Raw genomic sequence first — 21683 nt, 5'->3', positions numbered from 1 at the left:
CCTGGTAAATCATACGGGGAAACAGGACGTATATGGCAAAGATCAATTTCGGGGACTATCTGAAATCAAAACAGCGCAAGGTCAGGAACTATGAGTCGGATGAAGCGCTGGTTCAGCGGGCGAAGCTGAAGCTGAGTGTTGATCCGATGGTCGTGTCCCCGGCTTACAGGGTGAAGAACCTGGAGGCGGCGGAGGCGCTTCTGTCGGATGTGAAGGGCTATCCGGGAGCGGAAACGCTCTATGATTCCTGCAAAAAGCAGCTGTCGGAGGCAAAGGTACAGAAGAAAGAGGCGGACTATCAGAGAGCCTGCCGTCATCTGGCGGAGGCGAAGGAGGAGCATGAATTCGGCAAGGCTGCCGGAGAGTTTGCAAACCTTCAGGGATACCGGGATGCCGATGAGAAGCAGGATTATGCCCGGAAGCGGGCGAAGGCGCTGAACCGGAGGTTCCAGATTACGCGTGCTGTGGTTCTTCTGGTGATTGTGGCGCTGGTGGTACTGATGGCCAGAAGCTACAAGGGTGGCTATATGAACTATATGGCTGCTAGGCTTGAAGGCATCGGCGGACAGTACCAGTCGGCGTACAGTCGTTTTTCACAGCTGGGGAATCTGCTGGACAGCAGAGAGCAGGCGGAGAAGTACAGGCAGCTGTATCTGCGGAAGAGAGAGGCAGCGGAACGCAAGGCACTCCCGGAAGCAAAGAAGGGTGATACTGTGTCCTATGCGGGGCAGGACTGGCTGGTCCTTCGGAGAAGCCATAAGAAGCTCCTGATGATCTGCAGAGCGCCATCGGCAGACAGTGTCTTCCGGAGCGTCCAGTTTCATAACGTCCGGAAGGATGTCTCTTGGGCGGACAGCTCGCTCAGAGCGTTTTTGAATGGCGGGGCGCTGCAGGGGGAGTTTACAGAGTTGGAGCAGGCAGCGCTTGTGGACATGGCTTATACGCCGTCCGGCAATGATTTTTATGGGGTCTCTGCGCCTTCTGAACCACTCACCGATAAGGTGCGGATTTTTGATCTGGAAGATTTGAAGACCTATTCCGATGTGTTTGAAAAGCCGGCGGTGGACATGTGGCTGGCAGCACCCGGACATGATCTGTCTTCGGCTGTCTATCAGTCCAAATCAGGGACGGTGATGATGTACGGGGATGATGTGACGGATATGAATCTGTCTGTCTGCCCGGTGATCACAGTGGATCTCAAGGCGCTGGAAAGCCAGGACAAGCAGCAATGACCGCACAGAGCGGTCAAGAATGAGAGGGTGCCCGGGCGGTGTGCTGCAGGAATGCCGGGGCGCCTGGAAGAGAGAAGCGAAGGAGAACTGCAGATGGGCAGCAAGTGGAAGAATCGGATCCGGACGTTCCGGAAGTACTGGGATCTGCTGGTGGAGCTGGTCAAGCGTGACATCAAGCTGAAGTACCGCCGCAGCGTCCTTGGGTATATCTGGAGCGTACTGAATCCGCTCCTGATTATGGTTGTCATGACGGTTGTGTTCTCGGCGATGTTCAAGAAGAATATCGAGAATTATCCGATCTATCTGCTGACAGGGCGTGTTCTGTTTGAATTCATGCGGATGGCAACCCAGAACGGACTCAAGTCTGTGACTAACAACGCATCGCTGCTGAAGAAGACTTATATTCCGAAGTATATTTTCACCTTGTCGAAGGTGACGAGTACAATGATTGATTCGGTCTTTTCGCTGGGCGCCTTTTTCATCGTGATGATTGCCACCCGCTCTGCATTCCACTGGACCATGCTGTATCTGGTCATCATCATCATGCAGGTGTACATCTTCAGTCTGGGGCTGACCTTCCTGCTTGCGGCGCTCGAGGTGTTTTTCCGTGACATGGAGTATATCTACCATGCGTTTATCACAGCATGGATGTACCTGACGCCACTGTTCTATCCGATCGAAAATCTGCCGCACCTGCTTCAGGTCATCATCAAGGGCTTCAACCCGATGTACTATTACATCGCTGCATTCCGGGACATTACGCTTGCCGGCAGGATGCCGGGACCGAGGCTGGTCGTCGGGGGCTGGCTGTGGGCGTTCGCGGCTCTGGTGCTGGGATTGTATGTCTTTCAGAAAAAGAAGGATGAGTTTATCCTTCACATCTGAACCGTACCGAATCGGAAGACCAGGCGCAGGACCGCCAGAGCCGGTCGTCAACCACCGGAGACGGGGGATACTGGCAGAAATGGAGAGATTCTATGGCTGAAAATATCATCGATGTGAATCATGCATCGATCCGCTTTAACCTTGGAAACATCAAGGTCGACAATCTGAAGGAATTTACGATCCGGAAGATCCGGCATGAGCTGACCTTCCAGGAGTTCCTGGCGCTGAAGGATGTGGATCTTCATGTGAAGAGGGGTGAGTCCTGGGGGCTGATCGGGACAAATGGTTCCGGCAAGAGTACGCTTCTGAAGATGATTACCGGAATCCTGAAGCCTTACAAGGGAACGGTTCAGGTCCGGGGGAAGATTGCGCCGATGATCGAGCTCGGTGCGGGCTTTGATCAGGAGCTGACGGCGCGTGAGAATATCTTTCTGAACGGGGCGGTGCTCGGACATTCGAGAAGGTTCATGGAGGAGCATTTCGATGAGATTGTCGAGTTCGCGGAGCTTCAGCGCTTCCTCGACTCGCCGATCAAGAATTATTCCTCCGGCATGAAGGCGCGGCTGGGCTTCGCGGTTGCCACGATGGTCAATCCGGAGATCCTGATCTGTGATGAGGTGTTGTCGGTCGGAGATGCGAACTTTAGGAGACGCTGCAATGCGCGCATGCAGGAGATGCTTTCCGGCGGCACGACGCTTCTGTATGTGTCCCATGATATTCCGTCGGTCATCCGGCTCTGCGACCATGTCCTGTGGCTTGACAAGGGCGATGTCGTGATGCAGGGAGACCCGGAGACGGTCTGCAACGCGTATCTGGAGCATCAGGAGAAGGTATATTCCTATGCGCAGAAGGAGCGGGAGGACCGGCAGGAGATCGAGTCCGGGAAGGTTTTCGACTACCTGGTGGTCGGCGCTGGCCTGTACGGTGCTGTCTTTGCAAATGAAGCCTGCAAGGCTGGCAAGACGGCGGTTGTGATCGACAAGCGCGATCATATCGGCGGCAATGTCTATACGTCCCGACGGGATAATATCGATGTTCACGAATACGGGGCTCACATCTTCCATACGTCTGACAAGAAGGTCTGGGAGTATGTGAACCAGTATGCAGAGTTCAACCACTACATCAATTCGCCGGTAGCCCGGTACAAGGATGAGCTCTACAACCTGCCGTTCAATATGAACACCTTCTCGAAGATGTGGGGGCTTTATACACCGGAGCAGGTACAGGCAAAGATCGAGGAGCAGAGAGCGGAATATATCGCGCAGAAAAAGAAAGAGCGGGGACTTGCGCCGGAAGAAGCATTTGTCCCGCAGAATCTGGAAGAGCAGGCGATCTCTCTCGCCGGGACGGATATTTACGAAAAACTGATCAGAGAATACACGCAGAAGCAGTGGGGACGTCCGTGCACGGAGCTGCCGGCCTTCATCATCCGGAGATTGCCGCTTCGGTTTACCTATGACAACAACTATTTTAATGACCGTTATCAGGGGATTCCGATCGGCGGGTACACGCAGATGGTTGAGAAGCTTCTGTCGGGCGTTCCGGTGATGACGGGGATTGACTACCGGACATTCGCGAAAAAGTATGCCGGGAAGTATCGGAAGGTGATTTACACGGGGCCGATCGACGAATACTTTGACTACAGGCTCGGGCATCTGCAGTACCGGACCGTCCGGTTTGAGACGGAGGAGCTGGACATGCCGAATTTCCAGGGAAATGCCGTGGTGAATTATACAGGCAGCGAGGCTCCGTGGACGAGAATCATCGAGCACAAGTGGTTCGAGTTCGGAAAGGATCTGGAGGGAAATGATCTTCCAAAGACGATTATTTCCCGCGAGTACTCAACAGAGTGGCAGCCGGGCATGGAACCCTACTACCCGGTCAACGACGAAGCCAACATGAAGCTGTATGAGCAGTATAAAAAGCTGGCCGAGAAGGAGCCGGGCGTCCTCTTCGGCGGCCGGCTCGGGACGTACAGATATTACAACATGGACCAGGTCATCCTTCAGGCCTGGGAGATGGCTGAGAAGGAGCTGAAGACCAGAATTCTGGTCGGAAGCGTCGGGAAGAAGTAAAAAGGAAACCGTTGTCAGGACTCCTCTGGCTTGCAGCGCAGGGACCTTCCGAAAACAAGCTGCTCGATCCGTTCTGTCGAGTGACCGTCGCAGGCGCTCATGAACTTCTTCCGGAAAGCCGCCAGCTTCTCTCTGTCAAAGGCAGTTTCTGACTGACGGATCGCGTCGGTCAGTTCGTCCATCGTTTTGCAGACCGGGCCCGGAGCCAGTTCGCTGTAGTTGTAGTAGAAGCCGCGCCAGTCGTTGTAGTCGTCGAGATCATAGGCGTAGAACAGAACAGGGCGGTCAAGCAGGGAGTACTCGAAGACCAGCGAAGAGTAATCCGTGATGCAAAGGTCAGCCGCGCACAGCAGCGTCTCAATTGTGCAGGTATGTGTCAGATCCATCGCGAAGGTTCCATCCAGATCTGCCGGAATCTTCGGGGTGGCTACCGGGCCGACATAGGGATGGTTCTTGATGACGACGACGTACTCATCCCCGAATTCCTTTTTCAGCCTGCGCAGGTCAAAAGTCTGAAAATCAGGGGTGGAGGCCCCTGCAACCCTTCCGCGAAAGGTCGGAGCGAAAAGGAGAATCTTCTTTCCGATGGATGCCGGAAAGACGGTGTGGACCTTTTCTGTATTTTTCTGGATGAATTCAGGGTCAAAGTAGACATCTGTCCGGCTGACACCAGTTGGCCTGACGATCTCCTTTTGATCCTCAAGCCCCATCGCCTCAATGTATGCCCACGCGACGTCCGGGCTGCTGACGGTGACAAGGCTGAGATTCTTATAGTAATTCAGAAAGTGCTTTTCGCGTTCCTTCTGACTTGCTCCGAATTTTTTATTCGCCGTACTGGCGCCCCATTTCTTAAAGGCACCGCAGCCGTGCCAGAGCTGGATGACCTTCGTCTCCTTCCGCAGCGGAAAGCTGCTGGTGGCGAGGGCTGCATCGTTCAGAAAGATGTATTTCGCCGTGGCAGCGTCCTTTGCGTACGCCTCCAGTGGCTTCATCGAGTCTGTCCCCGGATCGAATTCATGCAGATAATGGACATGGACGGTGTATCCTGCCTGCTTTACGTCTTCATAGATCAGCCGAAAATTATCAGACAGCGAGACAGAGCGGTTTTCGATAAAAAGAACCTTTTGATCATCGACCGGTTTTCCTGCTTCTGAACGGTACCAGGCAGGAATGGTCTCTCCGTACAACCGGTCGCTTCTCTTCAGCCCGAAGTATCTTTTGATCTGTTTCAGGGGCGGGATCCGTGTCATGCGCCAGTAGATGCCATGGCAGATGCGGAAGAAAAGGCGTGAAAGACGGTTGTTTCCCCGGGTGTACTGGTTGATCATAGAAGGAGTTCCTTTCTAATATGAGATTTCATGTTTTTACACAGACTTCATGAAATTGAAACAATCATAACACAATTTGCCAAATTGCGATATGTCGCTGCGATTCCGCCAGGATGTGTGCTATCATTTCAATAGTCGTGATACACGGACGTATTGGGTGAAATGATGCCAGCGGGAAGGGAGTTACAGGTATGGGGACAAAGAACACCATTCAATCAGCGTACAATGCGGTGCGGTCGGCGTACAAGGACACAAGCCTGAAGAAGCTCTATCCATCCCGCTATCTGGCGGCAGCGAAACGGCCGGTCAAGGCCGGCTATGTGGTGTTCCTGGAGGTGCGGGAGAAGGAGCTGACCGACAATTTCCGACTGATACGGGCAGCGTTGGAGCGGCGCAGCCGTGAGAGCGGTGAAAACAGAGAAAACGGAGAGAAGACTGAAGGCATGCAGGGGCTCTACAGCTTTGATACGGTTTGTATCCGCGAGGGGATGGAGAACCCGGCGTCGGTGACGCTCCGCTGCCTTGCCGCGATTCCGAAAATCGCACGGGCAGAGTATGTTTTTGTCAATGAGTCATCTTATTTTTTGAGCAGCCTTCCGATTCGCCCGGAGACGACGGTTATCCAGACCTGGCATGCCTGCGGGGCGTTCAAGAAGTTCGGCTACAGTGCGGTGGGGAAGGGCTTCGGGACGACGGAATCGGATCTTGAAAAGTACCCGGTGCATAAGAATTTTTCCTATGTGACCGTTTCGTCAGAGGAAGTGGTCTGGGCGTATGCGGAGGCCTTCCATATGGAAGACCGCGTGCAGGATATTCTGCCGATCGGGGTAAGCCGGACGGACCTTTACTTTCACAGCAAGGTCCGGAGAAACGCAGCGCTGCGTGTCCGTCATGTGCTGGAGGACAGAAATCCGTCACTGCGGGATGAGCCGGCGCCGGCGTGCCTGATCGGTGCGAATGGGTCCTTTGGAAAAAAGGGCGGCGCGATGCCGAGGGACTGCGAGCGTGTCTTCGAGAAAAAGAAGCTGCTTCTGTACGCGCCAACCTACAGGGGATCTGTCAGAGAGGCGGCCTCGCCGGATCAGCTGGACATTCTTCGCCTGAAGGAAGAGCTTGGGGATGGCTATCTGCTACTGATCCGGCAGCATCCATTTGTCAGGAAGAAGGCCGTGATTCCAAAAGGAGCGGAAGGGTTTGCGATGGATGTCTCGGATCTGAGGATTGAGGACCTGATCATAGCCTCTGACATGCTGGTCACAGACTATTCGTCGATTGTGTTTGAGTATTCACTTTTCGAGAAGCCGATGGTTTTCTTTGCGTTCGATCTCGAGGACTACGAGAAGCAGAGGGGATTCTACTACCCCGTCCGGGAGATGATGCCCGGACCCATCTGCCATTCGACACATGATGTGGCGCGGGAGATCCGCCGGATGGAGACGGGCTTTGACTGGCTGCGCGTCAGAGAATTCAAGTACCGGTTCATGGGCGGCTGCGACGGACATGCAACCGAGCGGATTCTCAGGCTGATGGATGCGGTCAGAGAGAAGAAAAAACGAGCATAAGGGCTGGGCGAGTGGACAGGCACATGAGAGCCAGAGCAGCCGGTTTGTACGAAAGAAGGAGCCAGATTGCAGACAACCGGCCTTGAATCTGCTTTCCTGCAATGGTAAGCTGTATGGGCGTTAAAAACGGTCAGGCAGAGGAGCCGAGGCAGGATTGGAGACAGGATTGCATATGTTGCTGTGAGACGGACTTCAGCGGCCATGAGCCGGACCGTGCAGGTGGTTTTCAGAGGAGATGGAATGGGTATGAGGAATAGAAACAGGTTCGCCGCGGTTGTTCTGGCGCTTGTGATGGCGGCCAGCCAGGGCACTCTGGCGACAGCTGCCGAGGTAACTGTGCCGGCACAGGAAAGCATTGCGGCTCAGGCAGCTTCCGGGAATGGCACAGCCGCTGACGGAAGCGGTGAGACTGCTGCGAAGGCAGAAACTGGTAATCCGGCGCTGGCCACAGGGAAAGCTTCAGATTCTGAGAAGGGCTGTGCGGACACGGGAAACGGACAGTCTGATGCAGATGCCTCTTCCGCATCAGAAAACGGGCAGGCGGAGACCAGCCAGACAGCTTCAAGTCAGGCGGAGGCCAGCCAGACAGATCCAAGCCAGATCGAGGCTGGGCAGGCAGCTGTCAGTCAGACGGAGTCCGGGCAGGCAGCTTCAGGTCAGACGGAATCCGGACAGGCGGCCGTCAGTCAGACAGAGTCCGGGCAGACAGCTTCGGATCAGATGGAGGCTGAGCCGGCAGCAACAGGCCAGACAGAGACAGCACAGCTGGACGAGAGGAAGCTGGCAGAGGAGCCGGCAAAGGTTCAGGGAGAAGTCAAATTGACGGCGTCGATTGACGGACAGACCCCGAACTACGGCGGACGGTCGGACGCAATGATTGTCTGGGCTGATCGGGGAGCAGCAGACGGGACGAAGCTGACGCTGAGAGCGGAAGCAGCGAATCTGAGTAAGAACGCTTCGGTAACCTTCTCCTGGACAAGTAACACCAGTACGGAGATCATTGATCGGCTGTCGGGAGCGCAGCCGAAGGAAGATGGCGGAAGCGTATCCGACACGGCAGAAACAACGCTGAAGGAAGGAGTCTATGCCTACTTTTGCACGGTTACGGTAGCCGGCGAGGCGGATGAAAAACGGAATCAGGATTACACGTTTGCCTATATTGTTCGTGACCCACTTCAGATCGATACGAAGGATACATCACTTCATGTCTCTCCGAAGATTGCCACTGTCGCAGGCTCCGGCACGGCGCAGATGGAGATCAAGGGGAGTCTGAAGCTGTTTGAAGACGAGCTTGGGACGGATTGGAATCCTACTGATGAGTACGATTCCTGGGACACGAAAAAGGTTTCATCAAATGCGAATTCTGTCCTGACCACGGCGACCTTGAAGGGTATAGACGATCCGTCCTGCACAGTGACCTGCAGGCTTTGGTCGAAGTATTCGCCGGATGCGGTCTATGGCGCGAGGACTGTGACCTTTACGATCGACACGGTCAACCACACCTACGGCGACTGGAAGGTGACGAAGGATGCCACGGTCTGGGCTGCCGGTGAGCGGGAGCATGTCTGCACGGTCTGCGGGTACAAGGAGACGGAGTCCGTCCCGAAGCTGACGCCGACGATCTCTGCGAACATGACGTCCGTGCCGGTTCAGGCGGGAAAGACCACGGACAAGTTCTGCGTGACGCTTGCGAACGGTGATTATATCCAGAAATGGGAGTCCTCTGACCGGAAAATTTTGACGGTCTCCGGCAAGTTCAACGGAACCTGCACGATCCGCGCACGCAAAAAGGGCAGAGCCACGATCACGGCGACGGCTGCCAGCGGGCTGCAGATCACCGCACTTGTGAAGGTGCAGAAGGGGATCGTGAAGACGAGAGCGATCGCAGGCCTTCCATCGACGGTCTCGCTGAAGAAGGGACAGCGCGTCAGGCTGAATCCGGTGCTTTCTCCGCTGACAAGCCAGAATCCGGTGACGTACAAGAGCTCCAGCACAAAGATTGCAACGGTCTCCAGAACCGGCAGGATTCGCGGCGTGGCGCCGGGCCGCTGCAAGGTCACGGTCACATCCGGGAAGGCTTCGGTGAAGGTGACGGTAACGGTCACCGGTGTTGATGCAGTGGCGATCCGGAATGTCCGCACGGCATATACGCTGAAGAAGGGCAGAAAACGGCAGCTGTATCCGAAGCTGACACCGGCGAATGCGACAAGCCGGATTCGCTACAAGAGCTCTAACAAGAAGGTCGTGACCGTATCCTCGACCGGAAAACTGACGGCGAAACGGAAGGGAACCGCAACGATTACGGTCCGCGCTGTCAACCTGGAAAGCGCTTCCATCATCAGGCAGGTGACGGTAACCGTGCGGTGAGGTGTCGGCGGTTTCTTGTCTGCCGGCCTGGCAGTGTGAGGTCCGCTGCATGATTCTGAAAAAATTGAGAAGCGGAAAATGGCGGACACTGGCAGTAAAAATACAAGGAAAACCGGAAAATATCGCAAAATTCACACCAGGAACAAAAAAAGGGATAGACAAGCCTGTCTGAATGGCGTATTCTTATCTCAACATCAAAGGGGATGCAGACTTCAAGCAAGTCTGCATCCCCTTTTTCGATGCACAAACATTTGCAGAACTTCAGAGAAAGACCGAAAAAGTTTTCCTTCTTTCTTGCATTGAAGGGATGTGAGTGATATAATTCGTGGCATGTAGCCGATGAAAAGACAATTGTCCGCGCTACACGCACAAACCAAGGGCTTCGGAAAGAGGAGGGATGGTTATGAACAAGAAGATGATTTCCGTAATCTGTGCAGCGGCGATGGCAGCCGCGACGATGCCGGTCATGTCCATGACGGCGCTCGCAGCAGACGACACCATCAAGATCGGTGTCTTTGAGCCGCAGACAGGTGAGAATGGCGGCGGCGGCCTCCAGGAGCTTCAGGGTGCGCGTTACGCGAATGAGATCCGCCCGACTGTCAAGGTCGACGGAAAGGAGTACAAGGTCGAGCTGGACGAGGTCGACAACAAGTCCGATAAGACAGAGGCCGTGACCGCTGCCCAGAAGCTGGTGGCGGACAAGGTTGTGGCCGTGATCGGCAGCTACGGCTCCGGCGTCTCGATCGCCGCGGGACCGACATTTGCAGACGCTAAGATTCCGGCAATCGGTGCTTCCTGCACGAATCCGCAGGTTACCTCGGGCTGCGATTATTACTTCCGTGTATGCTTCCTGGATCCGTTCCAGGGGTCGGTCATGGCGCAGTACGCGTTTGACAGCGGGTACAAGAATGTTGCGGTGATCGACCAGATCGGTGATGACTATTCGACCGGTCTTGCAAACTTCTTTGTAAAGCAGTTCCAGACGCTCGGCGGAGCCATCGCAACCGAGCAGCAGTTCCAGACCAATCAGTCCGATTTCAAGGCCATCCTGGCGCAGGTCAAGGCAGCGAATGCAGACGCCATCTTCGCACCGTCCTCCATTGCAACGGCGCCACTGATCATCAAGCAGGCTCGGGAGATGGGCATCGACGCACCGATCATGGCAGGCGACACCTGGTACAATCAGACAATTATCGACAACGCAGGCGCTGAGAATACAGAGGGAACTGTTGTATCGACATTCTTCGATGAGAACGACGATTCCAACCCGGTTGCAACCGACTTTGTCAAGGGTTACAAGGAATGGCTCAACGCCGACAAGAAGCGGATTGAGAACAACGGCGGCAACGATGCCATCGTTGGAAACTCCGCACTGTGCTTTGACACCTACAACGTCATCTGCGACGCAATTGAAGCAGGGAATACGATTGACGGAGAAGCGTTGAAGGATGCGATCTCCAAGATCGACGGCGACTATGTCACCGGACACATCACCTTCAACGAGACCGGTGATGCGAACAAGGATTCCGCTTACATCGATATTGCGAAGGACGGAAAGTTTCAGTTCCTGAAGATTGTCACAGTTGGCGGCGGCGAGTCCTCCACAGAAGCGGCAACCGAAGCAGAGTAAGCTGAGCCAGTGTCATCCATTAATTAATTAATAGAAAGAAGCGAATGTTTCAGAGTACAGCGCCGGCCACCTTGTCAGGACCGGCGCTGTGCGTCAGAACATACACACAGGAAGGGGCAACTTCCATGAGTCTTGCTACATTCGTGCAGCAGCTGCTGACCGGTGTCTCGCTGGGCGGCGCGTATGCACTTATCGCGATCGGATACACGATGGTTTACGGAATCCTCCGGCTCATCAACTTCGCGCATGGCGATCTGTTCATGATGTCGGGCTATTTCATGATCTTTGCGATTGCCTCGATGCCGTGGTTCATCGCGATCCCGGTTGCATTCGCGGGCACAATCCTGCTCGGTATGGGAATCGAGAAGGCGGCGTATCGTCCGTTGAGAAAGGCGCCGCGCATGTCAGTCATGATCTCCGCTATCGGCGTATCCTATCTGCTTGAGAACCTGGCGACCTATCTCTTTACGGCGATTCCAATGGCCTATCCGGAGATTCCGGGGCTGAAGAAGATCCTGACGTTCGGACCGGTCACAACCTCTCTGGTCACGATCCTGACGCCGATTCTGACGGTGGTGCTGACGATCATGCTTCTGCAGCTGATCAACCATACGAAGATCGGCATGGCGATGCGGGCGGTCTCGAAGGATACGGAGGCATCCAGACTGATGGGAATCAAGGTGGATTCCACGATCTCCTTTACCTTCTTCATCGGCTCTTTGCTTGCGGCAGTCGGCGCGCTTCTGTATTTCACAGACCGCATGACGGTCTATCCATACTCCGGCGCGCTGCCGGGGCTGAAGTGCTTCGTTGCGGCGGTTCTCGGAGGAATCGGCTCGATTCCGGGCGCTGTCATCGGCGGCTTCATCATCGGAATCAGCGAGACCTTCATCGTCGCATTCGGATACTCGACGTTCTCAGATGCATTTACCTTCGTGCTTCTGATCATCATCCTGCTTGTGCGCCCGACCGGCCTGTTCGGTGAGGCAGCAAGCGACAAGGTCTGAGGAGGTGGCTGGGATGAGTAAGATGAAAGAAAAGGCTGTTTCCTCGAATATGAACGGTGGGTATGTCCCCGGATCCAGCGGCCATGTGTACCAGAAGCGGAGAGATCCGCATCATGTGCGCAACGCTGTGCTCACGATGGCTGTCTGTATTCTTCTGGCAACGCTGATGGCCTTCTATCAGAGGAACGCTTCTGACCATTCCTATGCGATTTCCATCATCGAACGCTCAGCTGTCTATGCGGTCGCGGCGGCCGCGATGAACCTGGTGACGGGATTTACCGGTCTGTTTTCGCTCGGGGCAGCAGGCTTCATGGCAATCGGGGCTTACACAACGGCTGTCCTGACGATTCCGCTTTCGGCCAGGGCGAGCGTCTATTACATGAATGGCATCGCGCCGTGGCTTGAAAAGCTGCAGGCACCGGTTCTGGTCGCGATGATTCTCGGCGGGCTGATTTCTGCTGGGTTTGCGGCGCTGATCGGCATCCCTGTTCTGCGCCTGAAGTCTGATTACCTGGCGATTGCCACGCTGGGATTTGCGGAGATCATCCGCACGGTTCTTGCGGCGCCGATGATGGATCAGATTACAAATGGTTCCTACGGGCTGAACAACATCCCGGGATTTACCAACATCTTCCAGCCGCTGATTCTGGCAGCCGTCTGTATTGCGATTATGATGCTGCTGCTCCATTCCTCCTACGGGCGCGCGTTCAAGGCAGTCCGGGATGACGAGGTGGCGGCGGAGGCGATGGGCATCAATCTGTTCCGAACAAAGGAATTGTCCTTTGTGATTTCCTCGTTCTTCATGGGAATCTCCGGCGGCATGCTGGCGCTGTTCATGCGTTCCATCGATACCAAGACCTTCCAGATCACGATGACCTACAACATTCTTCTGATCGTCGTTCTGGGCGGCATTGGCTCCATCACAGGCTCGATCATCGGCGCGTTTCTGATCAACGGCGGCCAGGAGTGGCTGCGTTTCCTGGATGAGCCGCTGACGGTCGGCGGTGTTTCGATCCCGCTGTTTCGGCCGGGCTTCCGGATGGTCATCTACAGCATCGTACTGATGGTGGTTGTGCTGTTCTGGCGCCGCGGCATCATGGGAGACCGGGAGTTTTCATGGAATCACCTGTTCTCCGTCTTCAGGCGAAAAAAGAAGACTTCACAAGGAGGTGCACAGTGATGGCAGAGCCAAGAGAGAATGTCCTCCATGTGGAGAATGTGACGATGCAGTTCGGTGGTGTCGTGGCAGTGAACAACCTGTCGCTCGATGTGGACAAGGGAGAAATTGTCGCGCTGATCGGTCCGAACGGGGCGGGCAAGACGACTGCATTCAATGTCATCACCGGGGTGTATCAGCCGACAAATGGGCGGGTGCAGTTTCAGGGAGACACGATTATCGAAAACCATCCGAGAGGGAAGATGCGGAAGAATTACCTCGGCGAGAATGCGGAGCTTTATTCGAACTCAATCGTCAGGACGCCTGACTGCATCACGAAGCTCGGGATTGCGAGAACCTTCCAGAACATTCGTCTGTTCAAGGCCATGACGGTCTTTGAGAATGTTCTGATTGCGACCCATATGCGGTCAGAGGCGAATGTTTTCTCGGCGACCTTCGGACTGAACCGCAGGGAGGAAATGACAAACCGGGAGCTCGCCATGGAGCTGATCGAGATGGTCGGTCTGAAGGATGAGGCGGATGTGCTGGCGACGTCGCTTCCGTATGGCAAGCAGCGCCGCCTGGAAATTGCACGTGCGTTGGCGACAAAGCCCAGCCTGCTTCTTCTGGATGAGCCGGCGGCCGGCATGAATCCGCAGGAAACGGACGATCTGGCGGACTTTATCTGCCGGATCAAGGCAGCATTTCACCTGAGTGTTTTTGTCATTGAGCATCACATGGATCTGATCATGAGCATATCGGACCGAATCTATGTGCTGAATTTCGGGAAACTGATTGCCCAGGGCACGCCGGAGGAGATTCAGAACAACCAGATTGTCATCGACGCGTACCTCGGGACAGGGAAGACCAACTAAGCCGGGGAAGGGTCTGACAGCAGAGTCCTGAGAATTAAGGAAAGCAGGGGTTTCATGGAAAAGACAGAGAATCTTCTGGAAATCAACAACCTGGTCGTCCGGTATGGCGGAATCGAGGCTGTGCGCGGAATCAGCTTTGGTGTTCCGAAGGGAAAGATTGTCACACTGATTGGTTCCAACGGCGCAGGAAAGTCCTCGACACTGCGTTCCGTTGTCGGGCTTGTGAAGCCGGCGGCGGGAAGCATTTCCTTCAAGGGCGAGGATCTTCTGAAGCTGCCGACAGAGACGATCGTCACGCGCGGGATCACGATGGTGCCGGAGGGACGCCGCGTCTTTGTGAATCTGACGGTCGCCGAGAATCTTCGGATGGGTGCCTACATGCGCAAGGACAGCATCGACAAGGACCTGGAGCGCGTCTATACACTGTTCCCGAGGCTGAAGGAGCGTTCCTGGCAGCCTGCCGGAACGCTTTCGGGAGGCGAACAGCAGATGCTTGCAATCGCGAGAGCCCTGATGAGCAAACCGGAGCTGGTCATGATGGACGAGCCGTCACTGGGGCTCGCGCCGATCATCGTCCAGGAGGTGTTTGAGATTATCCGTGAGATCAACAAGGAAGGGACGACCATCCTTCTGATCGAGCAGAATGCGAATATGGCGCTTCAGACGGCAGACTACGGGTATGTCATGGAGACCGGGCGGATCACCCTGTCCGGTACAGGCAGAGAGCTGGCGGAAAATGAGCAGGTCCGCGAGGCTTACCTCGGGAGAGCGAAGGAATAACAGCGGAGCAGGATGCCGGGGGAATACCCGGGGCCGCGCCGGAATGGCCATAAGAGTAGAAGACGGCTGGCACTTTGTGCCGGCCGTTTTCTGTGCAGGCGGCCGTTCATCATCGAATGCGGCGCGCGGGATGAAGGCATCTGCGCAGGTTCGGATGACCAGGTGGACGGCACGTGATCGAGTGCGGAGCGCGGTCGGATAAAGACGGATGGTTGATTTTATCCTGTAAATCACCGATAATAAATTTCATCTGTAAGCCAGATTACAACATCAGTCATAGATAGAGGAACGTCTTGAATGGGAACGGAAGGAAAGCAGGCAGGGCAGGATCAGATGAAAGCCGGGAGCGGACAGAATGGGGCCGGCTGGAAGGATATGACCTACCGCGCAGGGAGAGATGTCAGCGGGCTGGTCGACAGTGCCATCAAAAGCGGGGACTATTCGGCGCTGAGTGAGCAGATCAACTGGGCGATGAACCGGGCAGTGGATGCTGTGCACGACTCTCTTCTGGAGCGAGGCATGCAGTCCGGAACAAGGCCTCAGGGGAAGAGAACATCTGAAAAGACGGCCTATGAGCAGGCGGTAGAAGAGGCCGGAAAGTCTTCCCGAAGAGCGGCGGATGAAGGCCGTAGCCGCCTCCGGATCCGGAACAATTTTGCGGCGACGGCAGGAAAAGTCATCGGGACGGTCGGGATGATTCCCAACCTGCTGCTTGCGATCGGGTGCTTTACTGTAGCGCACTCGGCCGGTGTCGGGCTCTTTTTCCTTGCAATCACCGGCATGTTCTACTGGCTGAGGGACCTTTCAGTGAAACAGCTGGAGGTCATCGATGACGCCGAGACAATCCTGCGGATCCGGAAGGGCCGGGACGTGATTTCCGTGGAGGAGATTGCATCGGCGCTTGGAAAGAGCAAAAAGGATACCCGGAAGTCGCTGAAGGAAATCCTTCGGAAGGGGATTTTGAACGGACCGGTCTATATGGATTCGGGCGAGACAACGCTGATTCTCAGCCGCGAGGCCTATGGGCTGTACAGTCAGACCATGGAATCGTACAGGAACAGGAAACGCGAGGAAGAAAAGCAGAGGACGAAGGAGAGCCGCAGGAAAGAACCGGGAAAAAGGGCTGAAGAAACGTCGAAGGACCGGGCGGATGCCCCGGAGCTGGGCGGAGAGCCGCTGCCGGAATATGGGAAGCTGCAGGCGCAGAAGAAGGCGCAGCAGGAATACAGAAGAAAGCTTGATGCAGAGACGCAGAAGATTCTGGATGAAGGGCAGGCCTTCATTGTCCATATCCATCAGAAGAATGAGGAGATTCCGGGAGAGGAGATTTCGGCGAAGCTTGACAGGCTTGAGCGGATCGTGACAGGGATCTTTGACCAGGTGGAGAAAAGTCCGGAGAGCGCTCCGGATCTCCACCGGCTGATGAGCTACTATCTTCCGACGACGCAGAAGTTGATTGATACCTATGCGGCGCTGGATGCCCAGCATGTGGAGGGGGAGAATATCGAGAGCGCCAAGCGTGAGATTGAAACCTCGCTGGACACCATCAATGATGCGTACGAAAAGCTGTTTGATTCATTCTTCCAGCATACGGCGTGGGATGTCGGGACAGATGTGTCGGTCATGAAGTCCATGCTCCGGCAGGACGGCCTGACCGAGGATGAATTCCAGCAGATGAGACAGGCGCAGGCTGAGAGCGAAGCGAAGCAGCTGAAACAGACACAGGTTTCAGTTCAGAGCAGCGGCCAGGGGACCGGAGCCGGGCTTCAGGCTGCGGAAGCCGGAGGAATGGCAAAAATGGCACAGGGACAGGTGGAATCCGGGAAGAAGGAAGAGGCCTGAGACAAAGTGCAGGAGACAGCGGCTGAGGCGAGGCAAGGCAAGGGGAACCTGACAGGATCAGAGAGCAGGACCACAAGGATCGAGATCGGGAGGAGCAAGGGATGACGGACGAAAACAGAAGCGGCGGGGCAGCCGGCCTGGAAGGGCAGGAGCCTCGGCAGATCGAGCTGACGTTCGGTGATGCGGAGGGGAGCCTTTCGGCAGGCGTGGGGCAGAGTGCGGCGGACGAGCAGAAAGGAAGCTTTGCGGCAGCCGCGCCCGCGGCGATGACCGCAGAGGAGCTGATGGCGGCTGCGTCAAAGACGCCGGAAGCTGCCCGGGAGGTGCCGCAGACTGTACCAGAGACAGCACCAGAGGCTGCGTCAAAGACGCCGGAGGGGGCGCCGGCAGGGTCGGCCATCCGGGAGCATGTGACGGATGCCATCCGGGACACGGAGGTGATCCTCAGCCCTCAGGAACAGAAGATGGTTGATGCATTTGCGAAAAAAATCGACATCACAAATGGCGCTGCCATCATGCAGTACGGCGCTGGCACCCAGAAAAAGATGTCCGAATTCTCGGATACCGCGCTGGCGAATGTCCGAAACAAGGATATGGGTGAGGTTGGAAAGCAGATCTCCGGACTGGTGTCGGAGCTTCAGAGCTTCGATGTGACGAAGGAGGAGAACGGTTTTCTGCGTTTCTTCAAGAAGAATGCGAACAAGGTGACGGCGCTGCAGGCAAAGTTCGATAAGACGGAGGACTCGGTAAAGGCCATCTCGGATGCGCTGGAGAAGCATCAGATTCAGCTGATGAAGGATGTCGCGACGCTCGACCGGATGTATGCGCTGAACCTCTCCTACTTCAAGGAGCTGACGATGTATATCGCGGCCGGAAAGAAGAAGCTCGCCGAGGTGAGGGGCGGAGAGCTCCTGAAGCTGGAGGAGAAGGCAAAAATGAGCCAGGATGCGCAGGACGCGCAGGCGGCGAAGGACTTGGCAGCTTACTGCAACCGCTTTGAGAAGAAGCTGTACGATCTTGAACTGACCAGGCAGATCGCGCTTCAGACAGGACCTCAGATCCGGCTTGTGCAGGATTCGGATACGATGATGGCGGAAAAAATCCAGTCGACCATCGTGAACACGATTCCGCTCTGGAAAAATCAGATGGTTATCGCCCTGGGGGTAGAGCATTCGAACCAGGCGGCGAAGGCTGAGCGGGAAGTGACGGATATGACGAACCAGCTCCTGCAGAAGAATGCCCAGCAGCTCCATACGGCGTCCGTCGAGACGGCAAAGGCCTCCGAGCGGGGCGTTGTGGATATGGAGACGCTCAGACAGACCAATGCGCAGCTGATTGCGACACTGGATGATGTGGTGAAGATCCAGGAGGAAGGGCACCAGAAGCGTGTGGCAGCCGAGGCGGAGATGCAGAAGATGGAGGCAGAGCTTAAAAACAGGCTGCTCCAGGTCTCCCGGACACAGGTGGACAGGCAATCATAACCTTGCTCTTTCAGCCCGTGCGGCTTATAATAAATCGAACTTTGTTGGTTTGGGGAGATCAGTCATCATGAAAAGATGTGTATTTTGCGGAACGGAGAATGACGACAGCGCGACAGTGTGCGTCAGATGCCACAATCAGCTTCCTGACCGTCCGGACGGTGAGGAGCAGAGGCTGACCGGCTTTTCCGGCGATCCGGCTGTGGACGGGGACAGGAGAGATGCCAGCGGGTTTGAACCTGCAGCGAGGACACCGGAAGATATGGCCGTCCCGCAGGGGCAAGGCTCGGTAATTCCTGCGCAGGAAGAAGCGATCGGAGAGAAGCAGGAGTCCCGCGCAGACCAGTCGGACGAGGAAGCGCTCCAGCATTTTGCGGCGCAGTCCGGTCAAAACGTGCAGAATACGACGGATGGGACTTCAGAGGCATCCGATGAGACACAGGAGTCATCGAGTGGGGCTCAGCCTGAAGGCAGTCTGAATCAGGAAGCTGCCCGCTCGGAGACAACCGAACAGAGCGGCCCGGAGAGGCCGGCCGGAGAGCCTGTCCAGAATGCAGCTGTTAATTACCGCCAGGGTGCGGCAGGTGCAGCGGCAGCGTCATTTGCGCAGCAGCCGGAGGGAACAACTGCGGGCAGAATTCCGCCGAGAGCGCCGGAGGGCGGTACAGACAGCTTTGGTGTCGGAAGAGGACAGACATACGGCGCACGCCAGCAGTACGAGGCGCGCGGGGGACGGTATGCGGCACCCGCGAGAGAACAGTACGGCAGCGCGGGATACGGATACCGGCAGGCGCCGGAGGCGGCGCAGGACCGTCCGGATCTGGCAAGGATGAGTACGGCGGTCGGGAGCAAAACCATCCTGTTCCGCTCCAGAAAGATGGTCAGGGGCTTTCTGTTTTTCCTGATGACGCTGTTTTTCACGGCGATGGTGGCTGTGAATTTCTGCAACCTCGCACTCCCGGGTGCGATGGACCCGAAGGTTTCGAACGCATATTATAATCTTTCCAATCTGGATTCGAGTCTGGAGGGAGTGCTCGGAAGCAGCAATGGCTTCGCGACGCAGTTGATCACGGAGCTTGCAAAGCAGATTGTGTCGATGGCTGTCAATGTGAACGGCATCATCCAGCAGCTTGGGACGAGTGTCCAGCTGTCGATTCTGCTGATCTTTGCAGTTCCGAATGCACTGTTTGCCCTTGCTCTGTGGATCATGTTGATTCAGACGAAGCGGGATCGCTCAAAGTTCGGACTTGGCGGGTATACGCTTGCCAGAGTCATGATGGTGCTGAAGTTTGTCGTTGCCTGCCTGGTACTGGCAGTCGGTCTGATCATATCGGTGTATTTCGTGGTGGTCGGGGCTTCCAGCGCACGGTTTACAAGCAGCTTTATTCAGGGACTGATCATGCTGATTATCATGATCTTCATCGCGATCTTTACGATCATGTACTACATCCAGTGGATGTATACGCTCAAGTGCGTGAAGGTCAACGTCCGGAGCGGCAGCGACATCGGACGGGTGCCGACCTATGTCGGGATCCTCTCGATTATCCTGGCTGTTTTCTTCGCACTGATGCTTCTTCCGCTTGCTCCCAATGATTATCTGGGGCTTGCAGCAGGCGGAACAAAGGCGCTCTACTTCCTTGTATCGGGTATCTGGCTGCTCAGGTACCACAGAGTTGTACGGAGAGCGGCAGCATTCAGAGCATCGTGAACGGGTGACGGTGAATCATAAAAGTGCTGTGGAAAGAATCGAATGATATGAATGGAAAGAGAACCTGCCGGGGATGCGCCCTGCAGGTTCTCTTTTTCTGTCTTAAGAAACTTTTAAATAATATTTTACAGGAAAATCAAGTGACGGCATCCTGCAATAATGCTATGATCGTTTCATCAGACAAGTACAAGATAAAGAGGTAAGGACTTTGAAGGGGAATAAGGCAGTTAAGATCGTATTGCTTGCGCTGCTTGGGGCGCTTGGTGTTGCCGTCGCTGTGCTGGTCTCATATCTGAGCCGCGAGTGGAACCGGACAACCTATTTTGACAAGACAACCATCAACGGGTTCGATGTATCCGAGCGAAAACCGGAGGATGTCCTGCACATACTGACGGATGCATACTCGGCACCGAAGATCACGCTGACGGAAGGCGGAAAAGAGGAGGGAGCCTGGACGCTCAGCCAGCTCGGGTATACGGTTGATCAGTCAAAGCTTCTCGCAGGCCTTCAGGATGCGCTGAAGAAGCAGCGGGCGAGTATTCCAATCCTGCTGGACGGCATCATGAACGGCAACGAGTTCACACTGGATATTCCATTTTCGTCGGATGAGGGAAAGATCAGCTCTGTGGTTACGGCAGCCAGTCTGAAGGATCCCAGAGTTGAAAATGCGAATGCCGAGCTCGTCTATGATGAGGGAACAAAGACGTACTCGATCAAGCCGGAGGTTCAGGGAACGCAGCTGGATGACGGTGACATTCAGAAGCTGGTGAAGACAGAGGCCGAAAAGCTGGTGACTTCCGCCAAGCCTGCGGGCGATGTGAACGTGGAGATTCCGTCAGATCTATACAAGAAGCCGGATGTTCTTTCAACCGATGAGACACTTAATCTTCAGATGAACACATACAATGCCTATGATCAGGCTGTCATCACCTATGATTTCGGAACACAGAAGGAAGTGCTGGACTGGAACACCATCAAGGACTGGGTATTCTTCCAGGATGGACAGGGGATGCTGAGCGAGGAAAAGATCCGCGCTTATGTAACCAGCCTTGCCGCGAAGTACAACACGATCTATTACACACGGACCTTTACAACAACAGGCGGACAGCAGATTACCTTCACAGACAGCGAGAATAACTACGGCTATCTGGTCGACGAGGATGGGGAATACCAGCAGCTTCTCTCAGATATCCAGAGCAATACGTCTGTGGAGCGGGAGCCGGTCTATTCGTACAAAGGAGTCGGCAGAGATGGGACGAACGACCTGCTGGAATATGTGGAGATCAATATCACGCAGCAGCATCTGTGGTTCTACAAGAACGGCCAGCTGGTTGTGGAGAGCAATGTCGTGACGGGCAATGTGTCGAAAAAGCAGGAGACACAGACAGGGGTCTTCCCGATTGCCTATAAGCAGAGCCCGGCGACGCTGATTCCGTCCAATGAGACAAATGGAACACCGGTCCAGTACTGGATGCCATTCTACGATGGGCAGGGACTTCACGATGCAAGCTGGAGAACGGCCTTCGGAGGGAATATCTACCAGACGAACGGATCGCACGGCTGTGTCAATCTGCCGCCGGCTGTTGCAGCGACGATCTATGAGAATATCGATACCGGAACGCCGGTCATTCTGTATAAGTAATCATGGCAGATGGAGCGGCAGGGGCTGGGCGGCAGGCGTTTTATAAAAATTTGGAAACGGCGTTGAATTTAAGGGTGAATTCGATATAATAACAAGTAGTTCGCACAGGACCTCTG

The 21683-nt window shown here is 55.3% G+C and carries 17 protein-coding genes and 1 pseudogene; 17 read left to right on the top strand and 1 reads right to left on the bottom strand.

Going from position 1 to position 21683, the window contains the following annotated elements; genetic code table 11:
• Positions 1-32: 32 nt before the first annotated feature.
• The 4 genes and pseudogenes from FYJ35_RS05150 to glf all read left to right on the top strand — a co-directional run bounded on the left by FYJ35_RS05150 (position 33) and on the right by glf (position 4192).
• Positions 33-1232: a hypothetical protein gene (locus tag FYJ35_RS05150; RefSeq protein ID WP_154524150.1), complete on the top strand. Its 1200-nt coding sequence runs from the start codon at positions 33-35 to the stop codon at positions 1230-1232.
• 93 nt (positions 1233-1325) lie between these two features.
• Positions 1326-2117: an ABC transporter permease gene (locus tag FYJ35_RS05145; RefSeq protein WP_154524147.1), complete on the top strand. Its 792-nt coding sequence runs from the start codon at positions 1326-1328 to the stop codon at positions 2115-2117.
• 92 nt (positions 2118-2209) lie between these two features.
• A pseudogene (locus FYJ35_RS15180) lies at positions 2210-2725 on the top strand (ABC transporter ATP-binding protein); the annotation flags it as partial.
• Positions 2726-2989: 264 nt separating this feature from the next.
• A complete protein-coding gene (gene glf, locus FYJ35_RS15175; RefSeq protein ID WP_328597047.1) occupies positions 2990-4192 on the top strand; it encodes a UDP-galactopyranose mutase in 1203 nt (400 codons plus the stop codon).
• Between the two features lie 14 nt (positions 4193-4206).
• Here the strand turns inward: glf and FYJ35_RS05135 are convergent, their stop codons facing one another.
• A complete protein-coding gene (locus FYJ35_RS05135) occupies positions 4207-5520 on the bottom strand; it encodes a CDP-glycerol glycerophosphotransferase family protein (RefSeq protein WP_154524141.1) in 1314 nt (437 codons plus the stop codon).
• Between the two features lie 191 nt (positions 5521-5711).
• Here FYJ35_RS05135 and FYJ35_RS05130 point away from each other — a divergent pair, with 191 nt between their 5' ends.
• From FYJ35_RS05130 to FYJ35_RS05075, 13 genes are all read left to right on the top strand, one after another.
• Positions 5712-7082, top strand: a complete 1371-nt coding sequence (locus tag FYJ35_RS05130; RefSeq protein ID WP_154524137.1) for a CDP-glycerol glycerophosphotransferase family protein — start codon at positions 5712-5714, stop codon at positions 7080-7082.
• A gap of 246 nt (positions 7083-7328) precedes the next feature.
• Positions 7329-9449: an Ig-like domain-containing protein gene (locus FYJ35_RS05125; protein ID WP_205839722.1), complete on the top strand. Its 2121-nt coding sequence runs from the start codon at positions 7329-7331 to the stop codon at positions 9447-9449.
• A gap of 49 nt (positions 9450-9498) precedes the next feature.
• Positions 9499-9621 carry a hypothetical protein gene (locus FYJ35_RS14820; protein WP_268892527.1) on the top strand — a complete coding sequence of 41 codons (123 nt, stop codon included), beginning with the start codon at positions 9499-9501 and terminating at the stop codon, positions 9619-9621.
• Positions 9622-9852: 231 nt separating this feature from the next.
• Positions 9853-11079: an ABC transporter substrate-binding protein gene (locus tag FYJ35_RS05120; protein ID WP_331469141.1), complete on the top strand. Its 1227-nt coding sequence runs from the start codon at positions 9853-9855 to the stop codon at positions 11077-11079.
• Between the two features lie 125 nt (positions 11080-11204).
• Positions 11205-12086 (top strand): branched-chain amino acid ABC transporter permease, encoded by an 882-nt coding sequence (locus FYJ35_RS05115; protein WP_154524440.1) that lies wholly within the window; start codon positions 11205-11207, stop codon positions 12084-12086.
• A 136-nt stretch (positions 12087-12222) separates the two neighbouring features.
• The gene (locus tag FYJ35_RS05110; RefSeq protein WP_235906396.1) at positions 12223-13266 is read left to right on the top strand and encodes a branched-chain amino acid ABC transporter permease; all 1044 of its coding nucleotides are present in this window, start codon (positions 12223-12225) and stop codon (positions 13264-13266) included.
• Positions 13266-14117 (top strand): ABC transporter ATP-binding protein, encoded by an 852-nt coding sequence (locus FYJ35_RS05105; RefSeq protein ID WP_154524131.1) that lies wholly within the window; start codon positions 13266-13268, stop codon positions 14115-14117. The genes FYJ35_RS05110 and FYJ35_RS05105 overlap by 1 nt, the downstream gene beginning before the upstream one ends.
• A 54-nt stretch (positions 14118-14171) precedes the next feature.
• On the top strand, positions 14172-14897 hold the full coding sequence (locus FYJ35_RS05100) for an ABC transporter ATP-binding protein (protein ID WP_154524128.1): 726 nt from the start codon (positions 14172-14174) through the stop codon (positions 14895-14897).
• A gap of 12 nt (positions 14898-14909) precedes the next feature.
• On the top strand, positions 14910-15074 hold the full coding sequence (locus FYJ35_RS05095; RefSeq protein ID WP_154524125.1) for a hypothetical protein: 165 nt from the start codon (positions 14910-14912) through the stop codon (positions 15072-15074).
• 120 nt (positions 15075-15194) lie between these two features.
• Positions 15195-16739 carry a 5-bromo-4-chloroindolyl phosphate hydrolysis family protein gene (locus FYJ35_RS05090; protein ID WP_154524122.1) on the top strand — a complete coding sequence of 515 codons (1545 nt, stop codon included), beginning with the start codon at positions 15195-15197 and terminating at the stop codon, positions 16737-16739.
• A gap of 284 nt (positions 16740-17023) precedes the next feature.
• Positions 17024-18220 carry a toxic anion resistance protein gene (locus tag FYJ35_RS05085; RefSeq protein ID WP_154524436.1) on the top strand — a complete coding sequence of 399 codons (1197 nt, stop codon included), beginning with the start codon at positions 17024-17026 and terminating at the stop codon, positions 18218-18220.
• 67 nt (positions 18221-18287) lie between these two features.
• Positions 18288-19925, top strand: a complete 1638-nt coding sequence (locus FYJ35_RS05080; RefSeq protein WP_154524119.1) for a hypothetical protein — start codon at positions 18288-18290, stop codon at positions 19923-19925.
• 208 nt (positions 19926-20133) lie between these two features.
• Positions 20134-21567, top strand: coding sequence for a L,D-transpeptidase family protein (locus tag FYJ35_RS05075; RefSeq protein ID WP_154524116.1), 1434 nt, complete (start codon positions 20134-20136; stop codon positions 21565-21567).
• The last annotated feature ends 116 nt before the right edge of the window (positions 21568-21683 follow it).

The sequence above is a fragment of the Porcincola intestinalis genome, assembly GCF_009696445.1.
Taxonomy (GTDB): Bacteria; Bacillota; Clostridia; order Lachnospirales; family Lachnospiraceae; genus Porcincola; species Porcincola intestinalis.
This window is presented reverse-complemented; position numbering and strand designations above follow the sequence as displayed.